General features: G+C 72.6%; 15 protein-coding genes. 3 read left to right on the plus strand and 12 right to left on the minus strand.

Annotated elements, in window-relative coordinates; genetic code table 11:
• Window positions 1–110: 110 nt before the first annotated feature.
• From FBY22_RS20790 to FBY22_RS20820, 7 genes are read right to left on the minus strand one after another with little or no spacing between them, the layout of a single operon-like run.
• Complete coding sequence (locus FBY22_RS20790) at window positions 111–725, minus strand: TetR/AcrR family transcriptional regulator (protein ID WP_142148139.1); 615 nt, start codon at window positions 723–725, stop codon at window positions 111–113.
• A 28-nt stretch (window positions 726–753) separates the two neighbouring features.
• Window positions 754–1,599 carry a fumarylacetoacetate hydrolase family protein gene (locus FBY22_RS20795; RefSeq protein WP_142148141.1) on the minus strand — a complete coding sequence of 282 codons (846 nt, stop codon included), beginning with the start codon at window positions 1,597–1,599 and terminating at the stop codon, window positions 754–756.
• A gap of 36 nt (window positions 1,600–1,635) precedes the next feature.
• Window positions 1,636–2,589, minus strand: a complete 954-nt coding sequence (locus FBY22_RS20800; protein ID WP_142148143.1) for a 3,4-dihydroxyphenylacetate 2,3-dioxygenase — start codon at window positions 2,587–2,589, stop codon at window positions 1,636–1,638.
• The gene (locus tag FBY22_RS20805; protein WP_142148145.1) at window positions 2,582–4,045 is read right to left on the minus strand and encodes an aldehyde dehydrogenase; all 1,464 of its coding nucleotides are present in this window, start codon (window positions 4,043–4,045) and stop codon (window positions 2,582–2,584) included. Before FBY22_RS20805 ends, FBY22_RS20800 begins: the two co-directional genes overlap by 8 nt.
• A gap of 34 nt (window positions 4,046–4,079) precedes the next feature.
• Complete coding sequence (locus FBY22_RS20810) at window positions 4,080–4,886, minus strand: acetoacetate decarboxylase family protein (protein ID WP_142148147.1); 807 nt, start codon at window positions 4,884–4,886, stop codon at window positions 4,080–4,082.
• A 29-nt stretch (window positions 4,887–4,915) separates the two neighbouring features.
• Window positions 4,916–6,124: an NAD(P)/FAD-dependent oxidoreductase gene (locus tag FBY22_RS20815; RefSeq protein ID WP_142148149.1), complete on the minus strand. Its 1,209-nt coding sequence runs from the start codon at window positions 6,122–6,124 to the stop codon at window positions 4,916–4,918.
• A 3-nt stretch (window positions 6,125–6,127) separates the two neighbouring features.
• A complete protein-coding gene (locus FBY22_RS20820) occupies window positions 6,128–6,316 on the minus strand; it encodes a ferredoxin (RefSeq protein ID WP_142148151.1) in 189 nt (62 codons plus the stop codon).
• Window positions 6,317–6,670: 354 nt separating this feature from the next.
• Between FBY22_RS20820 and FBY22_RS20825 the strand changes: the two genes are divergently transcribed.
• Window positions 6,671–8,026, plus strand: coding sequence for a glutamine synthetase family protein (locus tag FBY22_RS20825; RefSeq protein WP_142148153.1), 1,356 nt, complete (start codon window positions 6,671–6,673; stop codon window positions 8,024–8,026).
• Window positions 8,027–8,100: 74 nt separating this feature from the next.
• Window positions 8,101–9,393 carry a cytochrome P450 gene (locus FBY22_RS20830; RefSeq protein ID WP_142148155.1) on the plus strand — a complete coding sequence of 431 codons (1,293 nt, stop codon included), beginning with the start codon at window positions 8,101–8,103 and terminating at the stop codon, window positions 9,391–9,393.
• An 81-nt stretch (window positions 9,394–9,474) separates the two neighbouring features.
• Here the strand turns inward: FBY22_RS20830 and FBY22_RS20835 are convergent, their stop codons facing one another.
• The 5 genes from FBY22_RS20835 to FBY22_RS20855 form a co-directional block, all read right to left on the minus strand.
• Window positions 9,475–11,331 (minus strand): hypothetical protein, encoded by a 1,857-nt coding sequence (locus FBY22_RS20835; RefSeq protein ID WP_142148157.1) that lies wholly within the window; start codon window positions 11,329–11,331, stop codon window positions 9,475–9,477.
• Complete coding sequence (locus FBY22_RS20840; RefSeq protein ID WP_142148159.1) at window positions 11,328–14,888, minus strand: DUF5682 family protein; 3,561 nt, start codon at window positions 14,886–14,888, stop codon at window positions 11,328–11,330. The genes FBY22_RS20835 and FBY22_RS20840 overlap by 4 nt, the downstream gene beginning before the upstream one ends.
• Window positions 14,885–16,045, minus strand: a complete 1,161-nt coding sequence (locus tag FBY22_RS20845) for an AAA family ATPase (RefSeq protein WP_142148161.1) — start codon at window positions 16,043–16,045, stop codon at window positions 14,885–14,887. Before FBY22_RS20845 ends, FBY22_RS20840 begins: the two co-directional genes overlap by 4 nt.
• Window positions 16,046–16,134: 89 nt before the next feature.
• Window positions 16,135–21,048, minus strand: coding sequence for a DNA-binding protein (locus FBY22_RS20850; protein WP_174267226.1), 4,914 nt, complete (start codon window positions 21,046–21,048; stop codon window positions 16,135–16,137).
• Window positions 21,045–21,911 carry a DUF4132 domain-containing protein gene (locus FBY22_RS20855; RefSeq protein WP_142148163.1) on the minus strand — a complete coding sequence of 289 codons (867 nt, stop codon included), beginning with the start codon at window positions 21,909–21,911 and terminating at the stop codon, window positions 21,045–21,047. The genes FBY22_RS20850 and FBY22_RS20855 overlap by 4 nt, the downstream gene beginning before the upstream one ends.
• 529 nt (window positions 21,912–22,440) lie before the next feature.
• Here FBY22_RS20855 and FBY22_RS20860 point away from each other — a divergent pair.
• Window positions 22,441–23,874, plus strand: coding sequence for a cytochrome P450 (locus FBY22_RS20860; protein ID WP_142148165.1), 1,434 nt, complete (start codon window positions 22,441–22,443; stop codon window positions 23,872–23,874).
• The last annotated feature ends 414 nt before the right edge of the window (window positions 23,875–24,288 follow it).

A 24,288-nucleotide genomic window follows, 5' to 3' on the forward strand; every position in this document is an offset into this window, starting at 1 on the left:
GCGCCGGCCCAAATTTTGGGTGTCCGGACAACGCGGACCCCGGCACCCGACCAGGTCGTCGGAACAGCCCAGACATCGGCCCACGACCAAAGACGTCCACGCAGCGCGGATCAGCCCTCGGCCCGGTCCTCCGCCAGCCCCTCCAGCAGGGTCCGCAACTCCTTCAGCGCCTCTTCGGTGACCTCACGCTCACCGAAGACGAGCTGGTGCAGTACCAGCCCCTCCAGCGCCGCGAAGACGAGCCGCGACGTGCCACGTTCCACCGTTCCCGGCAGCATGCGCGACAGCTCACGCCGGGTCGCCTCGAAGTACTCCTCGTACAGGCTGCGCAGGTGCGGCAACAGCTCGGGCCTGCGTCGCGCCTCCAGCAGCAGCTCGTACTGGAACGCCTGCAGTTCGGGACCGGATTCGACCATCTCCGTCAGGCCGGTGGCGAAGTCGGAGGGTCTGCCGGTGCCGATGTCGAGGGCGCTGCTGCTCAGCGAGGTGCGGATGGCGTGGGTGACGGCCTCCTCGATCAGCGCGTCCCGCGAGCCGAAGTGGTGCACGACCAGCCCGTGGGTGACCCCGGCCTCTTCGGCGACGGCCCGGTAGGTGAGCTTGCGCAGGCCGCCCCGGGCCACCACGCGTACGGCGGCGTCCAGCAACGCGGCCCGCCCCGCCCCGTAGTGCGTCACACGTTTGCGGGTACGGCGCTCACCTGCGGGCTCGACGGAGTCGGTCATGCCGACGACCCTACCGGCGGGCCTTCCGTCAGCGCCGGGGAGGGCGGATACCGCGGAACTCCCAGTCGCCGCCGAGCGCGGTGGAGAGCACCTCCTCGGACTCGGTGGGCTGTGCGCCGACGTCGGAGCGGATGGCGGTGGGCCCGGTGACGATGTGGTTGGTGAGCCGGCCCAGGCCGTCGACCTCGACCTCGACGACGTCGCCGGGTTGGACGGGCCGGGAGTTGGCCGGGGTGCCGGACAGCAGGACGTCGCCGGGGTACAGGGTGATCGTGCGGGCGATGTCGGCGACGAGGTAGTGCATGTCCCAGGTCATCTCGTCGGTGGAGCCGTCCTGGACCACCTCGCCGTTGACGTAGGTGCGCAGTCGCTTGCCGTGGAAGTCCCAGTCGGTCACCAGGCCCGGGCCGAGGGGGCACAGCGTGTCGGAGCCCTTGACGCGGAGCATCGAGCCGGCGTCGGTGTCGCGGAAGTCGTGCAGACCGTAGTCGTTGGCGATCGTGTAACCGGCGATGTACTCCCCCGCCTCGGCCGGGGCGATGTTCCGCGCGATCCTGCCGATGACGATGGCGACCTCGCCCTCGTAGTTGAGCCACTTGCAGTCCTCGGGACGCACGATCGCGCCCTGGTGGGAGTTGAGGGAGGAGGTGGGCTTGTGGAAGTAGGTCGGGGTGTCCGGCAAGCCGATCCGGAACTCGTCGACCCGGCTGCGGTGGTTGAGGTGAACGGCGATGACCTTGGAGGGGACGACCGGCGGCAGGTGGTGCGCGTCGTCGATCTTGACGCGGCGGCCGTCTCCGGCGATGAGTTCGTCACCGTCCCGGACGGTCTCGACGACAGCGCCGTCGAGGAGGATGCGGCGGTACTCGGGCATGGCAGGAGCCTTCCTACGGGGGCTGGGCGGCGTCGGCTAGGCGCGGCTGTGCGGGGTGCGAGGTGCGGGGTGCCTGTTTGGCGCGGCCGGCGCCGCCGGTCCGTGGCCGGTCCAGCCGTCGGCCGGGCGGTCGAACCACAGGTGGACCTGGCCGGTGCCGATGGAGTTCTCGTACGCGCCGTACTGGCGGGCCCTGGCGGTGCAGGCGTGCTCGCCGAGGGCGCCGGCCATCATCAGGTAGTGGAAGAACTTCGCCTCGGGCTTGTACTTCCAGAACTCGTCCATGGTGTCGAGGACCTTGTCGTGGCGGCCCTCCTTGAACCAGGCGATGCGCTCGAAGTCCGCCTCGCGTGCCTCGGGGGTGAAGATGTGCGCCGGGTCGCTGGCCTCATGGTCGCGCAGCTCGCGCAGCGGCCAGAAGGTGTGCGACAGGGCGCCGGAAGCGATGAGCAGCACCCGGCGGCCGGGGGTGGCGGCGATGCCGTCGGCGAGCGCGCGGCCCAGGCGCAGGTGGTCCTCCATGTCGCCGGTCTGGCAGACGCCGATGGTCACCCAGCGCTTGTCGGGCAGGCCCTCGCCGAGGTACTTCCACAGGTTGATGGTGGCGTAGTAGATCGGCAGGTACGCGTCGTCGATCGCGGTGATCCAGGTGCCGTGCCGGTCGGCGAACGAGGCGATGTTGTGGGCGAGTTCGGGGTCGCCGGGGAAGTCGTACGGCATGCGGCTCATGCCGCGCGGCAGTTCCTCGGAGGTGAACAGGCCGGCCCGCCGGTCCTGTGCGGTGACGACGAACTCGACGGTGGTGGCCCAGTGGGAGTCGAGGACGACGACGGTGTCGTAGTCGTCGCGTTCGAAGACGTCCTGGCGCAGCTGGCGCAGGCCGGTGACGAGGGTGATCTCCTTGCCCTCGTTCAGCTCGAGCCGGTCCGCCTCCGGCAGCACGATGGTGGGGACGTGGGCGAGCAGGCCCGCCCCGACGATCTCACCCATGGTCCTTCCATCCCTTCGGCGCGGTGACGGTGTTCTTGAGGTCGCAGTAGAAGTCGAAGCTCCAGGTGCCGCCCTCGCGGCCTACGCCGGAGTGGCGGGAGCCGCCGAAGGGGGCCTGGAGGTCGCGGACGAAGAAGCAGTTGACCCAGACGGTGCCCGCGACCAGTTGTGCGGTGACCCGTTCGGCACGCTCGGGGTCGCCGGTGGCGACGGTGGCCGCCAGGCCGAAGCGGGTGTCGTTGGCGAGCCGGACGGCCTCGTCCTCGGTGGTGAACGTCTGGAGGGTCAGGACGGGGCCGAAGACCTCTTCCTGGACGATCTCGCTGTCCTGCGCCACGTCCGTGAGCAGGGTCGGCGCGTAGTACTGGCCGTCCCCGCGCCGGCCGCCGATGACCGCGCGGGCGCCGGCCGCGAGGGCCCGCTGCACGAAGCCGTCGATCTTCTCCAGCTGGCGGGGGTGGATGTTGGGGCCGATGTCGGTGGCCTCGTCACGGGGATCGCCCTGCTTGAGGCAGGTCGCTTTGTCGATGAATCGTCGGGTGAACTCGTCGGCGACCGTCTCCTCGACGAGGATGCGGGTCGCGGCCAGGCACACCTGGCCGGCGTTGTCGTACTGCTCGACGGCGAGGTCGACGGCCAGGTCGAGGTCGGCGTCGGCGAAGACCAGCAGCGGGGACTTGCCGCCCAGCTCCAGGCTCAGGGGCGTCAGGTGGGCGGCCGCCGAGGCGGAGATGCGCTGGGCGGTCGGTACGGAGCCGGTGAAGCTGATGCGCCGCACGTCGGGGTGCGAGGTGAGGGCATCCCCGATCTCGGAGCCGTAGCCCTGGACCACGTTCAGGACGCCGGCGGGCAGACCCGCCTCGGTCGCGATGTCGGCGAGCAGCGAGGCGGTGAGCGGTGTCCATTCCGCGGGCTTCAGGATCACCGTGTTGCCCGCCGCCAGCGCGGGGGCGACCTTCCAGGTGGCCAGCATCAGCGGCGCGTTCCACGGGGTGATCAGCACGCAGGGGCCGGCCGGGTCCCAGCTGACGTGGTTGGTGTGCCCACGAGTGTCGAAGTCCTCGTGCCCCAGTGTCAGCAGCCAGTCGGCGAAGAAGCGGAAGTTGTGGGCGACGCGGGGCATGACGCCACGGCGGTGCGAGCGCAGCAGGGCGCCGTTGTCGGTGGTCTCGACGATGGCCAGCTCTTCGAGGCGCTTCTCCACGCCGTCGGCGATGGCGTGGAGGATGCGGGCGCGCTCGGCGCGGGGGGTGGCGGCCCAGCCGGGGAAGGCGGCCTTGGCGGCGGCGACGGCCGCGGCCGCCTCCGTCGCGGTTCCCCGGGAGATCTCGCCGAGGGTGCTGCCGTCGATGGGTGAGACGTCGGTGAAGGTCTCGGCGGAGGCGACGCGCTCGCCGCCGATGAAGTGCCGGGTGTCGACGGCGACGCCGGCGACGGTGGTGAGGTGTGCGCTCATGGTCGCGGGGCTCCTGGAAGTCGTGGGGGCGGGTTCACTCGGCGCCGGACGTGCCGGACTCCAGCAGGCGTCCGCCGTCCCAGACCACGCCGACCTGGCGGTAGTAGGCGGCGATCGGCTCGCGGATCTCCAGGCGGGCCAGCTCCTCCGTGGGCGCCTCGAACAGCTCCAGTTCGGCATCGCCCGCCCAGGGCTGTCCGCCCTCGAAGGAGGCGGCGCCGGACTCGATGAGCTCGTCGAGGGCGAGGCCCTTGCCCTTTTCGATGGAGGGCAGCCAGCGGTGGTGGGCCATGGGGTGGCCGTTGACGAAGCCGTTGGTCTCGGACGGCTCGCGCAGGGTGACGACCGCCTGGGCCAGGCGGCGGTCGGCGGCGGCGAGGGTGGCGCCGAAGCGGGCGCCGGCCTCGACGCGCGGGGCGGGCCCGTAGGGGTGCGGGCGGGTCTGGTGGATGGAGCCGAGCTTCTTGGGGTAGCCCTGGTGCAGTCCGCGGGCGATCGCGAAGTCCTTGTCGACCCAGATGTGGACGCAGCGGGAGTAGGTCTGTCCCTTGTACTTGCAGCGGACGACCGCGAAGGCCTCCTTGTACTGGGCGAGCACCGGGTCCAGCAGTTCGTCGCCGGAGGCGGAGCAGGACTGCCAGTCGGCCCAGATCAGCGCCACCGCGCCGGGGTCCTCGTCGGCGAGCTGGAGCGGCTCGGGCAGCAGCTCCCGTACGCGGGCGGGGTCGGTGCGGTACTCGATGGTGAGCAAATCACCGGAGTAACGCCACGGCGGGGAGGGGATCAGCGACGAGGCACCCGTCGCGGTCTTGGGGTGGAAGTATCCACGGACACGGGTCACTGGGATTCCTTACGGGGTTGCGCGGAGCGTTACGCGGTGAGGGCGGGCTGCTTGAGCAGTTCGGCGCGGTGGCGGGCTGCGGCGGCTGCTGCGGCCTGACCGCCGAGGGCGACGACACCTACGAGCCGGCCGGTGGCGTGGTAGCCGACCAGGACGTCCCCGCCGAGGTCGCCCTCCAGGACGCGCACGTCCTCCTTGCCGAGAGCGGGGGCACCGAAGGACTGGAGCCGGAAGTCGTGCTGGTCGCTCCAGAACGTCGGCAGCGGAGCGAACGGCGCGAGGCCGGCCTCGGTGCCGTTCAGGTGGGCGGCGAGGACGCGGGCGGCGTGCTTGGCCGTGTCCGTGGGGATGGACCAGTGCTCGACGCGGCGCGGTACGTCGTCGTAGCGGGCGTTGGGGAAGCGGGCGACGTCGCCGACGGCGATCACATCGGGGCGGCCGCCGACCCGGAGGTGCTCGTCGGTGAGGACACCGTCGGTCAGGTCGAGGCCGTTGCCATCGAGCCATTCGGTGTTGGCGACGGAGCCGACGGACTCGACGACGACGTCCGCGGCGAGCACGGTGCCGTCGGCCAGGACCACTCCGGTGACCCGGTCGTCGCCTTCGAAGCCGCTCACGCCGGCGCCGAGGGCGAAGCGGACGCCCCGCTGCTCATGGCGGTCGCGCAGCGCCTGGGCGAGCAGTTCGCCGAGCGGGCCGACCATCGGCAGCGGCAGCGGGTCGACCACGGTGACCTCGGCGGCGCCGAGGGCCACGGCGGTGGCGGCCACCTCGCAGCCGATGAAGCCCGCCCCGACCACGACCACACGGACGCCCGGCCCGGTCAGCGCCTCGCGCAGGTGCCGGGCGTCGGCCAGCGTCCGCACGGTGTGCCGGCCGGTGGCGGGCCCGGGGCAGCGCAACCGCCGGGGACGCATGCCGGTGGCGACGACGAGTCCGCCGTACGGCAGAGCCTCGCCGTCGTCGAGTTCGACGATCCGCCGGTCGAGGTCGGCGCGGACGGCCTTGGTCCCCAGCCGCCACTCGACGTCGGCGCAGGCGGCCCGGGGGCGGAAGGCGAGCGACTCGAAGGAGGCCTTGCCCGCCAGCACCTCCTTGGACAGCGGCGGCCGGTTGTAGGGCATGTGCGGCTCGTCGCCGACCAGGGTGATCGGTCCGGTCCAGCCGGCGGCGCGCAACTGCTCGGCGGCGCGCAGGCCGGCCATGGAGGCGCCGGCCACGACGATGGGTGCGCTCACGGCTCAGTCCTCGATCCGGATGGCCTGCAGCGGACAGACGTCGGCGGCTTCTTCGACTTCGTCGCGCAGTGCGTCGTCGGGGTCGGGCACGTAGGCCAGGCGGCCGTCGTCGTCGAAGCGGAAGACGTCGGGGGCTGCGAAGACGCACTGGCCGTGGTCCTGGCACTTGTTCATGTCGACGACGACCTTCATGGCCGGTCCTCCTGGTACTGAGGGGGGGCGTCAGGGAGGGAAGGAAGAGAGAGAAGAAAAGGGGCCCGGACCGCTCGGGGGCCGGGCCCCGGCCAAAGGGTGCGGATGTCGCCGCGCCCCAACTCGTTTGGCTTCAAACAACATAGAAAGCCGGGGACCTCTGGTCAATAGCTATCCATGTGGATAAATTTTTGCGTCGACACCCTTGCGGGGAGGTGACGAACCTCCCTACCGTTTGGCACCAAACAGAGCGGCCTCCTGCCTTCCCGCAGTGCGCGGCCGCCCTCACCCTCCCCTTTCTCCCCCAGCGCCCAGAGCCCTGGGAGGCGCCCCCTTCCCCCCGAGGAGACACCGGTGAGCGCATCCGACACCCCGCCCGTCCGCCGGCACATGGAACGCCTGGCAGCCGAGGGCATCGACGTGGTCCGGGTGACCTATCCCGACCTCATCGGCACCGAACGGGCCCGGGACGTCCTGCTGGACCACCTGCCCTCGGCCTGCGACCACGGCCTCGCCTTCTGCCGCGCCGTCTACCACACCAGCCCCCAGGGCGACGTCGTCCCCGTCTCCGGCGGACTCGACGCGGGCCTGCCCGACATCTGCGTACGCCCCGACCTCGACACACTGACCGCCCTGCCGTGGGAACCCGGCGTCGCCACCTGCCTGGGCGACGTCACCGACCCGGCCACCGGGCGGCCGGCACCGGAGTCACCGCGCGACCTCCTGCGCGCCGTCCTCGACCGGTGCGCCGAGCACGGCCTGCGCCCCGTCGTCGGCCCCGAGCTGGAGTACTTCCTGTGCGACGCGGCCGCGGACACCCCGACCGGATGGCGCAGGTACAACAACGCCGAGGGCGTCGTCTACACCGCGGGCCTGCGCGCCGACGACGACAACCACCTGCTGCGCACCCTGCGCCGGCTGCACGCCATGAACATCGGCGTCACCAGCGGCAACCACGAGTTCGACGGCGCGCAGTTCGAGATCAACCTGACCCACTCCGACGCCATGACGGCCGCCGACCGCGCCTTCCGCTTCAAGGCGGCGGTCAAGGAGCTCGCCCGCAAGGAGGGCCGCCTCGCCACCTTCATGGCCAAGCCCTTCAACGGTGCCGGCGGCTCCGGCTTCCACCTCCATCTCTCCTGCCTGGACGAGCACGGCACCAACGCCTTCGCGGACCCCTCCGCCCCCTACGGCCTGTCCGCCACCGCACGCCATGCCACAGCCGGCGTCCTGGCCCACGCCCCGGCGCTGGCCGCACTCGCCAACCCGACGATCAACTCTTACAAACGCTTCGGCCCCGACACCCTCGCCCCCTGGCTGATCGACTGGGGCCTGGACAACCGCAGCGCCATGGTCCGCATCCCTCCCGAACGCGGCTCCGGCTCCCGCCTCGAACTGCGCCTGGGCGACGCGAGCGCCAACCCCTACCTGCTCATCGCCGGCACCATCGCGGCCGCCCTGCTGGGCACCCTGGCCGGCGAGGAACCTCCCGCCCCCCTGCAGGGCTACGGCTACGACACCACGAAATCCCCCGTCCTGCCGATGTCCCTGCCCGCCGCCCTCGACGCCCTGGAAGCCGACACGGCACTGACCGAGGTGCTCGGCAAGGACTTCACCACTTCCTACCTCGCGTACAAGCGTGACGAGGTCGCGCGCTTCCAACGACACGTCACCGACTGGGAGTTCACCGAGTACGCCTACCACCTGTGAGTACGCCCGCCACCCGTGAGTACGCCCACCACCTGTGACGCCGGCCCCACCATGACGCTGAGGAGACCCACCGCATGACCACCACCACCCCGCCCCAGGCCGACGCCGTGCGCGAGCCACTGCCCCTGGCCCACGTCGACCTCGCGAACCTCGACAACTTCACCGACGGTGTCACCCCCTGGCGGATGTTCCACACCCTCCGCCACGAGGACCCCGTCCACTGGCAGCCCGAGGAGGCCCCCAACTCCGGTTTCTGGGCCGTGACCCGGCATGCCGACATCGCCCGTGTCGACCGCGACGCCGAGACCTTCACCTCCATGAAGTTCGTCAACCTGGAAGAGGTGGACGACGACCAGATCAAGAAGCGCGCCTCCATCCTGGAGCTGGACGGTATCCGTCACCGCGCCCTGCGCAGTCTGCTTCAGCGGCAGTTCGGCGCGAGCGTCATCAACAGCTACGCCGACTTCCTGCGCGGCCTGACCGCCACCACCCTCGACGCGGCACTCACCAAGGGCACCTTCGACTTCGTCAAGGAGGTCTCCGCCGACTTCCCGATCAACGTCCTGGCCCGCCTGCTGGACGTGCCTCCGGAGGACAACCAGCAACTCATCGACTGGGGCAACCGGATCATCGGCAACACCGACCCCGACTACGCCGACGTCCTGCTGCACAGCGCGGAGAGCGAGCAGTACCGCGACCTGCCCTTCCGCTCCCCCGCCTCCCTCGAAGTCTTCGCCTACGGACGGGAACTGGCCCGCCGGCGGCGCGGCGGCAACGGCACCGACCTCATCTCCCGGCTCGTCAACGAGACCCCGCGCGACGGAGTCCCACTCTCCCCGCAGGACTTCGACAACTACTTCCTGCTCCTGGTGGTCGCCGGCAACGAGACCACCCGGCACACCATCACGCACTCCATGCTCGCCCTCCTGCAACACCCGGAGCAGCTCGCCCGCCTCAGGGACGACCCGTCCCTGATCCCTGGGGCCGTCGAGGAGTTCCTGCGCTGGGCCTCGCCCGTCTACCACTTCCGCCGCACCGCGACCCGGGATGTCGAACTCGGCGGCAAGCACATCAAGGAGGGCGACAAGGTCGTCATGTGGTTCGCCTCAGGCAACCGCGACGAGGACGTCTTCGGCAATCCCTACGACTTCGACGTCACCCGGCAGGACAACGACCACGTCACCTTCGGCAAGGGCAGCCCGCACCTGTGCCTGGGCAACCTGCTGGCCCGCACCGAGATCCGCATCATGTTCGAGGAGCTGATCCCCCGCCTGGCGGACATCCGCCTGGCCGGCGACGTCCCGCGCGTGCGCTCCAACTTCGTCAACGGCATCAAGAAGCTGCCGGTCGAGGTCACCCTCGCCTGAGACAACAGGCATCAGGTAGCAGGCAGGGGCGGTCCTGGACGGGGACCGCCCCTGCAGTTCACGGGCGGGACATGGCCGCCGTCACGCGGCCACCGCGGGCTGCCACGTCGCCTTCACCAACGCCCGCTCCGTGCCCGACAGATACACCGCCGCGCTCAGCCACACCCGTGCGTATCCGTCGGGATCGGTCTCCTGGGTGCGGCCGAACACGTCGCGGCCCCGCCGGTCCGCCTCCGCGGCGAGCGCAGCCGCCAGTTCCGCGGCCGTCCGGAAACCGCTGCGGCGCAGCGCCGCCGCACCCGAGGCCCGGTCACCGTCCCGGGCGGGTTCCGCGGCGGCCCGGCGGCCACCGGACACCGCGACCTCGACCAGGCGCCGCAGCCGCCACAGCGGCGCCTCGGCCACTGGATCCGGCGGCAACGCGGCCGGACCCTCCACGGGGGGCAGTTCGCCGGCCGGCGGGAAGTGCGCGCCTTCGAGCCGGTCGTACCCCAGATCGGCGTGCCCCGCCCACTCGGGCGGCAGCGCCAGCGTCGCCGCACCGTCCGGCACGGGGCCGACCGCCAACGGCCGCAGTGTGGCGGCACGATCGGGATCGAGGCGCCCCACGACGCGCAGCCGCAGTCCCGGGCGGGCGGCCAGTTTGCGGAAGTTGGCCGCATGGGCCAGCTCCGGGTGGCCGTTGGCCGGCACCAACCGGATCAACAGGCCATCCTCGTCGGCTCCGTCGGTTGTCAGTTCCCGCGCGAACAAGTGGTCCTCGGCTGCTCCTACGACGATCACGTCACAGCCGATCAGTCCACCGGCCTCCGCCCCGAACCCCTCCTGGTCGTCGCTGGGGGCGAGTTGTGCCGCGGCAGCCTGCGCGAGCGGGCGGGCGAACAGACGGGCGAGCGGGCCCGACGTCCAGGACAGCCCCGCGACCGGGGTGGCCCGCACACCCTTTCCGGCGCCGAGGCGGCCGTCCGGGGAGAGCGTCGCGCCGGAGATCAGCAGGCCGCCCCGGGAGAGTTGCGCGTGATCGAGGCTGCCGGAGCCGAGCGCGACCGTGGCCGTCGCGGCGCCGCGTGCCCGCGCCGTTCCACCGGGTTTGACGTCGGACACGGACAACCAGCGCCCGTCGTCGGCGAGGACGTGGGTGACGACGCCGCCGTAGCCGGTGGCCGAGATGACCGGCTCCCGGCACACTCCGTGCACTTTCAGGCTTCCGCCGGGGCGGTAGCTGCGCCGTGCGGTGCCGACCAGGGACGGGTCGGGGTCGGACGCGGCGAGCAGGCCGCTGGTGAGCAGCAACTCCCGCAGCCCCGCGACCAGGTCGGACAGCCGGTGGCCGTCATGGCGGGCGCGGGCGGCGCGCAGCGCGCGGACCACCCTCAGGGCGGCCGCCTCGGCCCGGTGCAGGCCGGCGAGCCGGGCGGTGTGCGCGGCCCGCAACAACTCCGCCTGCGGCACGGCGCCCGCGCCGGGCACCCCGGCGGCCAGCACCGCCGCCGCCGCGGCCCACAGACCGGCAGCGACGGTGACCTGCACCGCGGTCGGGCCGGTCGGCGGTGCGGCGGTCTCGATGGTGTCCTGCGCGCCCGGCTCCCCCGCACCGACGTCCGGTTCGGCCGCCTCGGCGCCGCTCTCGGGCGGCTCATCGGCGGCATCGGCCACCGGTGCCGCTCCCAGGACCGCCGTGCGATGCAGACACCGGGGTGCCAGCAGACAGCTGCACTCGGCCTGGGCGGCGTCCGTGATCGCCCCCGACGGGCCGGGGGTGAGGGTGACTTCGGCGTCCTCACCGCACCGCACGCGCCGTACCGTGCCGTCGATGATCACGGGCAACGTGCTGTACGTCTCGATCGTGGCGTCCAGCTTCTTGCGGAGCCGGGACGTCAGTTGCTCCACGGCGGCGGCGACCACTTCGGGTGCCACGGGGGGCAGTTCGCTTTTCATCGGTGTTCTCCGCGGAGGCGGTCGCCCACCCAGCGGGCCAGGGCGAGGGGACTGAGGGCGGCGACCGGCATACCGGCGGCGACGAGCTGCTGGGCCACCGGAACCGAGTAGCGGGGAGTGCCGGTGTCGTCCAGGGCGGCACAGCCCATCAGGTGCACCCCGGAGCTCGCGAGGGCCCGAACCTCGCCCAGGAGTCCGCCGAGCGGATACCCCTCCTCGAAGTCACTGACCACCACGACAAGGGTCCGGCTGGGGACGGTCACCAGCGACCGGGCCCGGGCCAGGCCTGCGGCGATGTGGGTGCCGCCGCCGACCCGTACCTCCAGCAGCAGCGACAGCGGGTCGTCGACGCGGTCCGTCAGGTCGATCACTTCGGTGGAGAAGGCGAGGAAGTGGGTGCTCAGTGTGGGCACTCCGCCCAGGACGGCGGCGGTCAGTGCCGACCAGACGACGGATGCCTCCATGGACCCGGACACGTCGACCACGAGGATCAGCCGCCAGTCCGCCTCCCGGCGGGAACGGGTGCTGAACACCGGCCGCTCCGGGACGATGAGGGTGCGGCCGTCGTCGGTCCGACGGGTGTGGGCGAGGTTGGCCCGCAGGGTGCGGGGCAGGTCGATCCGGCCTCCCGGACGGCGAGTTGGACGAGGGGTGGCCAGTCCGGTCAGCGCCGGGCGCAGCCGGGAGGCCAGTTCCTTGGCCAGTTCGTCGACCAAGCGGCGCACCAGCGGGCGCAGTTTGGCGAGTTGCTGCTCGGGCATCCCGCCGGCAAGGGAGAGCACGGAGGTCAGCAGATCGACCGAGGGGCGTACGGCCTTGGGGTCGAGTTCGGCCAGGACGTCGGTGCGGCCCAGGTCGGCGGCCCGGGCCAGGACCTCCTCGCGGACGTCGGCGCCGAACAGCGCGTCGAGTTCCTGCGCCCATTCACGGGCGGTCGGGAAGGAGGCCTCCTGACCACCGCCCTGTCCGCCCTCCCGGCCGAGGTCCGCCGAGCCTTCGCCGCGGCCGGTGCCGTACAGCTCGTCGAGCGCGTGGGCGAGACGGCGGGCGTTCGCCGGCAGCTTCTCGCTCTCCCGGCCCAGCAGAAGGCGCCAGCGGTCGGCCGGCGTGAGGTGCGGGGCGGGGCCGGCCGGTGCCTCGACGGGCGCGGGTCGGTCGGAAGGGGTGCTGAACACCGGCCGCTTCGGGAACGGGGGCGCATCCGCCGTGGTACGCGCCGTGCCGTCCAGCCCCGTTCCCAGCGGCGGGCGCAGGGACGTCACCGCCGCCCGGCCGGCCGCGTCGGCGGCCGTCCACAGGGCGAGCAGCCGCGGGGAAGCGGTGAGCGACAGGTCGAGACGGTCGCCGAGGCGCTCGGTCACCGTGGATAGCAGCCGGTCGCGGCCTGCCGGGCTGAGGGTGTCGAAGCCGCCGCGCAGGGCGGGCAGCCGGTCGAGGAAGCCCTGGTCGGTGAGCGTGTCGATCCGGTCGAGCAGCGGGTCCAGCGCGGTCGGCGCCGACTGGAGCAGTGGTGCGGCGCCGGTGAGCAGCCCCGTGAGCCGGCGGTTCATCGCGTGCCGCGCGTCCGGCGCGGTGGCGTTGTCGATCCAGCCGGCGGCACGGTCACCGAGGGTGGCGGCGTCGTCCAGGTCGAGCATGACCCGGGCGGCGAGCGCGGCACCCTGCATGAGCGGGGAGGCGTGGCGTGCGAGGTCGTCCAGGGCGTCGTCCATGCGCAGGCCGAGGCGGTGTTCGCCCGCCCGTGAGGCCAGCGCCACGAGGGCGTCGGCGTCCTTCGGGTCGTCGCTGCCCGCCAGGCCCGGCAGGGAGCGTACGGCCGACTCCAGCAGCTCCGCGGCGAGTTCGGCGGCACCCTGCCGGCTCTCCGGTGTGGTGCCGGGCAGATGGCCGCGCCGCAGGGCCTCCAACAGGTCCAGAGCGGTGAGGAGTTCGGGCAGGGTGGCGCAGGCGGGGAGGATTTCGGCGGCGTCGGCCAGCCGCTCGGACACCAGGGCGGGCAGGTCGCAGCGGGCGGCGTCGCGCAGTCCCGCGAGGACCAGGGCGCTGGTGGGTCCGCCCTCCGCGGCCTCCCTGCGGAAGGTCTCGCGCAGGGTGCCCTCGGCGGCCAGGGCCGCGGTGACGCCCCGAATACCGGCCAGGTCCAGGCGGACCGGCACCGCCGGTGTCCAGGCGAGCCGCCACCGGGTGGTCAGGGCGGCCGCGTCGCCGGTGCCCGCCACCTGGATCGCTTCGCCGTAACCGGTTCCGCACACCGTCAGCCGCTGCAGGAGGATCTCGCGGCGGCCGTCGAGGGCCGAGCGCAGCGGGTCCAGCCGCAGTTCGCGCGGTGCGGGGTCGTCCGGTCCGGGCAGCCGCAACGCGGCGAGTTCGGCCTCGACGGACGGGCCGAGGCCGGAGCGCGGCGTGCCGGGGGCGATGCGGCCTCGGTCGGTGCCGACGAGGACGGTCTCCAGCGCACGGGCCAGCGCCCGGCCACGGCCGAGCGGCTCGCCCTGCCCCATGACGGTGGTGAGCGCCTCCAGCACCTCACCGCGGCCCGGTGCCGCGAGTCCGCGCAGCCGGGCCAGGTCGCACGCCACCCGCAGGGTCTCGCGTGCCTCGCCGGTGCCGGCGACGTGTCCGGCCGCCCGCAGCTCGCGGCACACGCCGGTGATCGCCCGAGCGGCCGCGTCGTGCAGCCGCTCGGGGTCGCCGCCGGCGGTGAACACTTCTTGCTGCCAGCGTGGATCGCGGATGCCCGCCGGATAGCCGGAGCGGGAGTCCAGCAGGTTGAAGGCGTACGGCACCAGGGAGGTGACCACGGCCGGGTGGTCCTCGGCGTCAACCGGCATAGCCGGCTCCGCCGTCCCACAGGCGGTCAGCGCCGGGGCGTGGAAGGCCCCGACGACGGCCACGACCCGGCGGCCGTCGGCCGAGGCGCGGGCGATCGTCTCGCGCATGTGGGCCTCACGCGCCAGGTCGACCGCGGGCACGCCGCCCGCTGACTCGGCATCACGGCGCAGCGCCCAGCCCACGCCCAGCGCGGCCCGCCGCACGGCCTCGGGGGTACAGCCCGGGGCGAGGACCTCCACACTGCGATCCCACATGTCGTCGCCGTCACGGCCGGTCCCCGACGCGGTGAGCGCCGCCGCGAACGCGGTGGGCGCGTCGGTGGAGGGGGCTCGGCCCTGCTCGGCCGCGGCGGGGCCGTCGGCGCCCCATCGCGGATCGGCCATCGGCAGGTCGCAGCAGACGACCTTTGCCCCGTGCTCGCGTGCCCAGCGGATCGCCGCGAGTTCGGGTGAGAAGTCGGCGAAGGGGTAGAAGCCGAGGCGGCCGCCCTCGCCGGCTCCGGCCAGCGCGACCGGGGCGACGGTGCCCGGCGCGCCGAGATGGGGCAGCCACGACTGGAAGTCGGCGGGCAGTTCCACGCAGACGACCTCGGCGTCGGCGGTGTCCAGCAGGGCGGGCACCACGGCGGCGAGCGCGGGGCTGTGGTGCCGTACGCCCAGCAGGTACGGGGCGACACAGTCGGCGAGGGCGGTCAGGGCCGCCCTCGGTTCCAGGGCGAGGGTCACCGAAGGTTCTCCCGCAGGTCCCACAGGCGCCGCCAGGTCGCCGAGCCGTCCTCGGCGCGGCGGCGCACCGGGCCGTCCCAGTAGCCGAGCAGTCGCGCGTGGTCGGCCGGGTCGTCCTTGCGGACCACGCCCAGCAGATGGCCGGGCACCAGGTCGAGCGAGTCGCCGCCCGGGAGATAGGCGGCGGCCACCCCGAGCGAGACGGCGACCTGCACGGCCTCCGCGGTGGACATCACCGTGCCCGGCCGCTCCACGTCCCAGCCCTCGGCGGAGCGTCCGGCACGCAGGTCGCGGAAGACCGTCACCAGGACGTCGAGGACGGCGTCGTCGACGCCGAAGGCCGCGCCGGCCCGCGCGACGGCGGCCGTGGCCTGCCGCTTGACGAGTTCGGTCTCGGCCTCGACGTCCGCGATCGGGTGCACGGTCTCGAAGTTGAAGCGGCGCTTGAGGGCTGCCGACATCTCCGACACTCCGCGGTCGCGGAGGTTGGCGGTGGCGATGACGGTGAAGCCGGGAGCGGCGGCGACCTGGGCGTCGTCGGTGCCGGACAGCTCCGGCACGCTCATCCGCCGGTCCGACAGGATCGACACCAGGGCGTCCTGGACCTCGGGCAGGCAGCGGGTGATCTCCTCGACCCGGGCGACCTTTCCGGCGCGCATCGCTGCGAGCACCGGCGAGTCCACCAGAGCCTGTGGGGTGGGGCCCTGGGCGAGGAGCAGGGCGTAGTTCCAGCCGTAGCGCAGGGCGTCCTCGGTGGTGCCGGCGGTGCCCTGCACGGTGAGCGCGCTGGTGCCGCAGACGGCCGCCGACAGCAGCTCCGACAGCATCGACTTGGCGGTTCCCGGCTCGCCGACGAGCAGCAGCCCGCGTTCGCCGGCGAGGGTGACCACGCACCGCTCCACCAGGGCGCGTTCACCGACGAACTTGGGGGCGATGACGAGCTCGTCCGGCAGCCCCTCGGGCGCCTCGGACAGCTTGAGGGCTTCGCAGCCGCTGCCGCACACGAAGGTGATCACGGCGCGGGGTGTCAGCAGCCAGCCGGGCGGGCGGGGGCCGTCGTCGTGGGCGGCGAGGAAGGCGAGTTCGGTGGCGAAGCGCTCTTCGGCGGGCAGGGTCTGCCGGGCCGGAAGGGCCGTCACCGTGTCGGTCAGGGGCATGGATGTCCTTGCTCGGTAGTTCGGTCGGTGTCGATGCGTAGGGGTGTCAGGGGTGCCACCGGTGGGCGGCACCCCTGGCCGGTGGTACGTCAGCGGCGGCGGCCGCGTCGCACCTTGAGTTCCTCGAAGCGGGGAGCGTCGCCGTCCTGCACGCGCTGCCAAGCCCTGCGGTAGAGGTCCGCCACCGGCTCGAACGGCACGATCACGCCGAACGGGACGTGTTCGTCGCTCACTTCGCCGAACAGCGGCAGCTTCCAGCCTTCCAGCGGCACCCGCGGGGCCGACTGCTCCACCCAGCCGCCGGGCAGGAACAGCGACCGGCCGGCCCGGGTCCGGCTGGCCTCGACCACGAGGTCGGTGGCGGCCAGTTCGGCGCGCGCCGCCTTCAGCCGTGCCGGCTTCCAGCCCGTCCACCGGGCCGTCATCCGGTCGGTCGGGTCGGGCATGGCCAGCAGCATCAGATACAGCGTGGCGGCATCCTCACCCAGCCCGTACTCCTTGGCCACCTCGGTGACCAGCTCGGGAACCGAACGGCCGGGATCCTGCGGCCACCAGGTGCCGTCCTTGCCCCGCTCCCCCGCGATCGGCTCACCGGGGTCGGCGAGCAGCGCCGCGAACCCCTGGTCGCGGACCAGGCGCAGCGCCACCTCGGCGGCGTAGGGCCGCTGGTTGTCGACGCGCACCGCGGGCAGGTAGGGGTCCTGGCCCGCCTCGTCGAGGAGGTCGACGCGGAGGGCCGGGGCGGGCTGGTCGTCGTGGGTGGCCAGGACAACAGCTCCGTACCGCTCGAAGCCCGGGCCGGTCTCGGTGGGGGCGCCGGCGGTCTTACGGAAGTCGGGGAGGCTGATGTAGCGCCCCAGATCGAGCATCAGTCCGGGATGGGCGAGCCGTTCGCGTACGGCGGTCAGCGCCGGGGGCAGCGCGGCGCGGACCGGGTCGCCGGCGGGCAGCCGGTGGGCGAGCCAGGCGGTCAGGCCGACCGCGCCGACCAGCGTCTCCGCGGTGAACCCGTCCGTGTCGTCGCCGACGGGCCGCACCCGGTCGCCGTTGACCGCCCAGGTGAGGTCCCGGCTGAGCCGGGGTGAGGAGGCAGGGTCCACCAGGGCGGGCAGCGCCTGCCGGATGGGCCAGGAGGCGTGTCGGAAGGCGCGGATCGCGTCACCGAGCAGTTCCTCCGGGACGGCGACCCGCTTGCCCACCTTGGCGTTCCACACCGCGGCGGCCGCCGCCACGTCCGGGCCCTCCGTCCACAGCCGGGCCGGCTCGGCGGGCAGCAGGGCGCCCACGACCCCGGCCCGCACCGCGCCGTCGACGCCGTGCAGTTCGTCCTTGGCGACGGCAGCCGGGGCCACCTTCACCCCGATGAGATTGCGTGCCTCGGTGCTGAGGAAGCTGCGCTCATAGACGTCGATACCCGGCAGACCGGCCACGGCGAGCCGGGCCATCGTCTCGGTCACGCCGGTGAGGCGGGCGAACTCCTCGGCGGCCTCCGGGAACCAGGGGGCAGGGCCGCGTTCGGCCAGTTCGGCGAGGAAGGTCCGGATCCGCCCCGGGACCGGGTTCTCGCCCAGCGGCCGTGACTCGAGGGACTTGTAGGGCGCCGGCGTCTCGAACCGTCCGGCCGGGTCGTGGAAGTAGCCCGCCAAGCAAGCGCCGTCGTCGTCGAGGGAGCGGCGGCCCGTGACGGCGATGAAGGCGCCGTCGACCAGCGGGAGCACACCGGTCCACGCACCGTCGCGCCATCCGCCCGCGGCGGTGCGCAGCGGCGCCGCCTCCAGGTGCAGATGCACCTTGCGCCAGGCGGTGGAGTCGTCCGGTGTCAGACCGAGGCGGTCGAACTCGGCGAGGAGAGTGCGCAGGACTTCGCGGTGCTCCTCGGCGGTGGTGCAGGATGCCGCCCGGTAGGCCAGTGCCGTCGCCCTCTCCAGCAGCGTCTCCAGGTCGGGCTGTCCGGAGGGCAGCGGGTGGCCGTCGAGGTGGAGGCGGACGTCCGTGAGGTCGGGCAGGGCGGTGTCGGCGAGTCCGGTGGCCCGGGCCAGGACGCGCAGGGCACGGAAGACGGTGTCGGCCTCGTCGTCGCGGTTCCACCAGTAACTGCGCGACGAGCCGAGCCCGTTCATCGCCGCCAGGAGCTTGGCGTCCGCCGGTCCCGCCGGGCCCTCGTCCTCCCGGCCGCCTTCCAGGGCGCGGGTCAGCCGGGTGGCCGCCGCGTCCAGTACGGCCTGCTGGGCCGCGGCGTAGCGGGCGACTCCGGCGATGCCCTTCACCAGCGCGTCGTGGCTGACCGGGAGAAGGGTGCGGATGGCGTTGGTCAGCGCTTCCCCGTCCTCGCCGTCGCTGCCGGCCGCGGCGGCCAGCAGGGCCGCGGCCGTGTCCCGGTCGATGGTCCGCAGTGCCTTGGACCCTTGCGGGTCACGGGCCGTCAGGAACTCCCAGAACTGCACGGGAGGCAGCAGCAGGGTGCCCTCGCCGAAGTCTCCGGGGGTGCGGTCGGTCTTGGCCCAAGCGGTGTTGACGCCGTCGGCGTCGACCAGTTCGAGCTGCCAGTTGTTGCGTACGACGGCCGTGGCCCGCTCCGCCCCGGGGAAGACGACCAGCGCGTTCGGCACACCGACTGTGGCGGGCAGCGTGACGGTGTGTCCGGCGAGGTCCTCGGCGCGCCGCGAACCGTCGGGCAGCTGCACCACGCGCAGACCCACCAGGCCGTCCACGGGGGCGCAGACCGGGGTGGCGTCGGTGGTGGGAGCGGGGCGCAGCCTGCCGCCCACGTAGCTGCTGCCGGTGGGCACCTCGCGCAGGGCGTCGGCGAGGAAGGCGGGCTTGCTCATCCGCCCGCGCTCGTTCGTGGCCGGGTCGTACTCGTACCAGCCGTGCGCCTCACGGTCCTCGGAGTCCGCGTGCCACACCCAGTAGGACGACCCGTCGAAGAGCACCGGCCGTTCGTCGGGCAGGGTGGTGTCGCCGGCGTGCACGACACCGCGACCGGTGGTCCGGCCGCCGTCGGGCAGGGGCAGGGTGATCGGGAAATCGCCGCGGTACCAGTCCATCTCGGTGCCTCGGGTCGCGTGCGCGCCCTTGAGGGACTCGATGCGGTCGGCACGCGAGTGCCAGTAACCGCGCAGGCCGTCTCTGCGGGAGTTCCAGTACACGAGGAGTTCGCCGTCGACGTGGTGGAAGCCCGGGTCGCCCGAGACGTCGTTGGCCGGCAGACGCAGGTCGTGGGTGAGCAGAGTGCCCTCCGCGCCGATCACCCGGGCCTGGGCCTTGCCCGCCACGACGAGGTGGGGCCACGCGTCGGCGACCACGATGTCCTGCACGCGGTCCTTGGCGACGAGATCGGTCGTCGCCTCTTCCCAGGCCGGCCACCCCAGTTCGTCGAAGATTCCGGCACGCAGGGTGCGGGCCAGCACCGGTGCGAGGTCGGTGCGGACGGCGGCGCGGACGTCGTCCTCGGCCAGCGCCAGCGCCTCGGCGGGCAGCCACCCGAGCCGGTTCAGCGCGTTCGGCAGTCCGGGCAGGCCTACGGCGGTGAAGTCGCGCACCACGGAGCTCACCCACTCCGCCAGCCAGGGGCGGCCGCCGGGTGAGGCCGCCAGCAGACGGATGGCGCGCAGCGCCTGGTCGCCGCTGTGGAATCGGTCGGCGCCCTGCAGGAAGGCGTCGCGGAACCGCGTGTCGGCGCCGAGGAGGGTCAGCTCCCGCTGCCCTTCGCCGATGGCCCACGCGGTCAGCGGCAGCTCCTGGCTCTTGCCGGGAGCGGCCACCGGCACGTCCAGGGACAGCAGGAGATCGATCAGGTCGATGTCATGCGTGACCCTCAACCCACGCCCGGACGCGGCAAGTTCGGTGCGCAGCCGGGCCGCGGCACGCTCCACCAGCGGGTACAGCTCCGGCATCCGGGTGGAACTGCGCCAGGACCGGGCCCGCTCCCTGAACGTCAGGAAGCGCTCCAGCCAGCCCGCCGTGCCGTCACTCGGCCGCTGTTCCGCGGGCAGCGAGTCGTCCCACAGGCCGGCCGTCGCGCCGGACGACTCCAGGACCTCGAGCCACATCACGGGCATGTCCTCGTCGGCGCCGGCCGGAAGCATGTCGAGCAGAGTGCCGCGCACCCGCGGTTCCCGCTCGGCCAGCGCCACCAGCGCGGCCCGGTGCCCCTTCCACCAGCCGGCCGCGGCGCGCTGCGTGGCCGGCAGGCCGAGCAGTTCGGCCAGGTAGTCCTGCTCGGCCCGGTCGGCGTCCTGGCCCGCGCCACGGGCGAGCTTGCGCAGGTCGTTGGCCATCTGCGCGGACGGCGGCAGTCCGCCCGCGGTGCGGCGCAGGCACAGGCGGGTGAAGCGCTGCAGCGCCTCCTCTGCGGACACCCGGGCGACCAGTTCCCTGCCGTAGGCCGAGAGCACCTTCACCGGCAGCGCGCCGGCCAGCGCGAACTCCAGGAACACCGCGTCCAGGCGCTCCTCCTCCACCGTCAGCCCGTGCTCCGCCTCAGCCTTGCGGGCCCGGGTGAACAACTGGGCGGCGTAGGTGGCGTTCTCCTCGGCGAGGAACACCCGCCCGGCCTGCTCGTAGAAGGTCGGCAGGAAGTGCGGAACCGACGCGGCCAGCCGCTGACCGAGGTCCAGGTAGGCGTCCAGCGCGGCCTTGGGCCGGGACTTCGCCTGCCGGGCCGCCCGCTCCAGATCCGGTACGACGCCCAACGCGTGGTGCCCGTCCTCGGGGTGGTGCACGAGCACCCACTCGGGAAAGCCCAGCGACTGGCGCAGTCCGAGACCCACGACGGCCGGTTCCGCGGCCTGCTCCAGGCCGAGGAACCCGGCGGCCAGGTCCTCGGCGGCGCCCAGCTCACCGGCGACCAGCCGGACCACCACACGGTCCTCCAGGCCCGGGTGACGGTAGGCGCGTGCCGTCAGCGGCACCGCCCGCTCGCCGGCCTCCTCGACATCCGGCGGCAGCACCGCGCCCGCCGTCAGCAGCTCCTCGTACGACACCCGCGTCCCCCCGCTCATGCGTTCTTGCCTTCCTCGATCGTGCGCCCGGCGTAGAGCGCCGCGGCCATCCGCATCCCCTCCGACCAGGCCACCGGGCCCACGTCGCGCAACGGCAGGGCGCGGCCGTCCTGGTCGTGCCAGGTGAGGCTGCCGGTCTCCACCGTGTCCTCCCAGTACGGCTCGCCGATCCACACACCGGCCTCCACGGTGCGGCCGCCGTCGCGGACCCGGGCCGTGGAGTAGCCCCCCGAGACGCGGTAGCCGAGTGAACTCGCCCGTGCGGCCAGGGCGAAGCGGGACCGGAAGGAACCTCCGGTGAACTCCCGTATCTCGGTGGCCTTGGGGTCGAGGTCCTCGGGCCGATGCCAGGTCGCGCGGTGGATCTGCTCCACGCGCTGGACGATGCCCAGCTCCGCCGCGAACTCGCGGATGTCGTCGAGGTCCGGGAGCAGCACGGGGTGCGGCAGCGTGACCGTACGCGGGGACAGCCGTACCGTCTCGCCGTCCAGGTTCACCACCCGCAACTCGCCGTCCTCCGTGGCCCCGCGCAGGAACCCGACCTCGTCGGGATCGTCGCCCACCACGGCGAGGTCGCGCAGCGCCGACTGCCAGGCCTCGTCCGGCCACACCCGGGCCAGCAGACCGGTGGGGACGGGCAGCGACGACACCATCCAGGAGTCGACCTGCGCGACGCATGCCGTGGCGTGCCGATCCAGCCATTCGGCGAACCGCCGCAGCCGGTCCACCTCAGGATGGTCGCGCAGCGCGCGCGGCAGCGATTTCAGCTGCCGCCCCGCAGCCCGGCCCGAGGTGGCACGCGCCGCCACCCGCCCGTCCACCAGGGCGACTTCGTACCCGTCACCCGCCGAGAGCCAACCCACGAGTCCCCGCCTTCCACACAAGACAGCAAGAAGAAAGCACAGTTCAGCCGGAGACATCCCGGCGCCAGTGCGACGATGCGAGGAACGTTAGCGGCGATCACTGACAATCGGTGGCGCGAGCGGGTTACAGGCCTTCTGCAGTCCGGGAGGACGGGGGCGATGTGCGGGCGGGGCGGCGGTCTGTGTGGGGGCGGACCGCAGTCTCGCGCGGTGCAGCGAGGCTGGCGGAGGTGTCTGTTCGGCCGTTGGGTTTCAGCCAGGTGGTGGACAGTTGTGGGGCGCGGGAGGCGTGTCTGCGGGGGCGGGAAGGAGACGGGCTGGCCGCGCGGTGGGCTCGGGTGCAGGGGACGACGTCGCGGGGTGAATGAGGGGCGCCGCCCTGGGACCGCCCGGGCGTGCGGTCTGGGTCTTGGCACACTCGGAGTGGTCGATTTGTGACGCAAGGATCGTCGACACGGCGCATCGAGAGTAGCTGTCATGGGCATGTATCCGGGCGTTTGATCCCTCCCCCACGAGGAGTGAACGCGTGATGAGCGCCCCCACCGCGGCACCCATCCCCACCCCCACAGCCCCCGGCCGACTCCCGCTGATCGGACACGGACTGCGCCTCGTCCGCGACCCGCTGCCGTTCATCGCCTCACTGCGCGAGCACGGCAGTGTGGTGCGCATCCGCATCGGCCCGACACCCGCCTACGTGGTCACGGACCCCGCACTGGCCCGGCGTGTCCTGGTGACCGACGCCGCCCACTTTCCCAAGGGCGGCAAGTACTACGACGCACTGCGGGTCTTCCTCGGCGACGGAGTCGCGACCGTCGCCGACGGCGACACGCATCTGCGCAACCGCCGCCTGATGCAGCCCATGTTCAGCAAGGCGCACATCGCCGAGCGCGGCAACGCGATGATCGAGCAGGTGCGGACGATGGTAAGTGGTTGGCCCGCGCACGAACCGCGCGACATGTTCGCCGGCATGAACGAGATCACCCTCGCCACGTTCCTCGTCGCCGTGTTCGGCGCGGACCTACCCGCACACCTGGAGGGCGAGTTCACCGCCCTCATGCCCGAAATCATGAGAGGAACGATTCGGCAGGTCATTCTTCCGCCCTGGATCTCGCGGCTGCCGCTGCCGGCCAACCGCGCGCACACCGACCGGGTCGCCCGCCTGCGCGCGCTGATCGACCAGGCTATTGACCATCACACCGCCCCGCGTGGATCCGCCTGGGCGGACGGCACATCGGGACCCGCGTCGGAAGATGGCGCGACCGGCACCGAGGCGTGCCCGCACACGTCCGAGGCCCGCCGTCAGCAGGGCGGGCTGTTCAAGACGCTGATCGGTGTCGAAGACCAACTCGGCCGCCGCCAACTCCAGGACGAGGCCATCACCCTGCTGGCCGGCGCGATCGAGACCACCGGCACCACTCTCGCCTGGGCGCTGTACGAGATCGCCAGGAATCCCGCCATCGAGCGGCGGCTACGCGAGGAACTGGCCTCAGTGTGCGAGGACCGGCCGCTGCGATACCACGACCTCGACCAACTCCCCTACGGCCGACGGGTTCTGCAGGAGGCAATCAGGAAATACGGGGTGTCCTGGATGGTGACGCGGACCACCGCCCGCGACATCGTCCTCGGCGGACATCTCATACCCGAGGGGGCCGACGTCGTGTGGAGTCCCTACCTGCACCAGCATGACCCCGCCTACTACCCCGACCCGGACACCTTCGACCCGGACCGCTGGGAGACGGACCGCGCCGCAGCCACCCGCGGGTCCTTCCTCGCTTTCGGCGACGGTCGACGCAAGTGCATCGGCGAGAACTTCGCATGGGTCGAGCTCCAGATCATCCTCGCCACCATCCTCCAACTCTGGCCCCGGTTCGAGATGACCTCCCGCCCACCACGCGCCCAGGCCGTCATCACCGTCAAACCTGACGCCCTGACCATGGAGTTCCACTCGGATTCGGTCGGCTGAGGGGCGGGGCGGACAGCCCGCACGGACGGGGCCCCTTTCCAACGCAGTACGACGTCCATGCAGCGGGCCATCGATCGAGGGCAGCCGCGGCACGGATCGCCCGATCATGGCGTTCTCTATGCTTCATGACCACCAGGGGATCCGTGCCTGCCGTCCCAGCATGCATTCTCGACCCGATCCGCGACCAATTCCTCGGCCTGCTACCTGTCCGTGAAAGCCGTCATCCGTGAGGCTGCCACAACCCGCGCATCAGCGACGCAGGAGTCGTCGATCTGCTGGCACATGTGCGGGTCTTCGGCCGCGGATACAAGCGCGCGGCTGATAAGGACTCTTACGCCACCACGCTGCGGCGCCGCCGGGGTGATGGAGACGCTGAGGCTGCTTGTTATCGCCGCCTACGACCACATAATCGGC

This window comes from Streptomyces sp. SLBN-31, assembly GCF_006715395.1.
In the GTDB taxonomy this organism is placed as follows: Bacteria; Actinomycetota; Actinomycetes; order Streptomycetales; family Streptomycetaceae; genus Streptomyces.

Bases quoted from the DNA above. Each gene is read 5' to 3' on its own strand.
- FBY22_RS20805 (WP_142148145.1), bottom strand. From the start codon at position 4,045: ATGAGCGCACACCTCACCACCGTCGCCGGCGTCGCCGTCGACACCCGG.
- FBY22_RS20850 (WP_174267226.1), bottom strand. From the start codon at position 21,048: ATGAGCGGGGGGACGCGGGTGTCGTACGAGGAGCTGCTGACGGCGGGC.
- FBY22_RS20830 (WP_142148155.1), top strand. From the start codon at position 8,101: ATGACCACCACCACCCCGCCCCAGGCCGACGCCGTGCGCGAGCCACTG.
- FBY22_RS20795 (WP_142148141.1), bottom strand. From the start codon at position 1,599: ATGCCCGAGTACCGCCGCATCCTCCTCGACGGCGCTGTCGTCGAGACC.
- FBY22_RS20800 (WP_142148143.1), bottom strand. From the start codon at position 2,589: ATGGGTGAGATCGTCGGGGCGGGCCTGCTCGCCCACGTCCCCACCATC.
- FBY22_RS20835 (WP_142148157.1), bottom strand. From the start codon at position 11,331: ATGAAAAGCGAACTGCCCCCCGTGGCACCCGAAGTGGTCGCCGCCGCC.
- FBY22_RS20845 (WP_142148161.1), bottom strand. From the start codon at position 16,045: ATGCCCCTGACCGACACGGTGACGGCCCTTCCGGCCCGGCAGACCCTG.
- FBY22_RS20790 (WP_142148139.1), bottom strand. From the start codon at position 725: ATGACCGACTCCGTCGAGCCCGCAGGTGAGCGCCGTACCCGCAAACGT.
- FBY22_RS20820 (WP_142148151.1), bottom strand. From the start codon at position 6,316: ATGAAGGTCGTCGTCGACATGAACAAGTGCCAGGACCACGGCCAGTGC.
- FBY22_RS20860 (WP_142148165.1), top strand. From the start codon at position 22,441: ATGAGCGCCCCCACCGCGGCACCCATCCCCACCCCCACAGCCCCCGGC.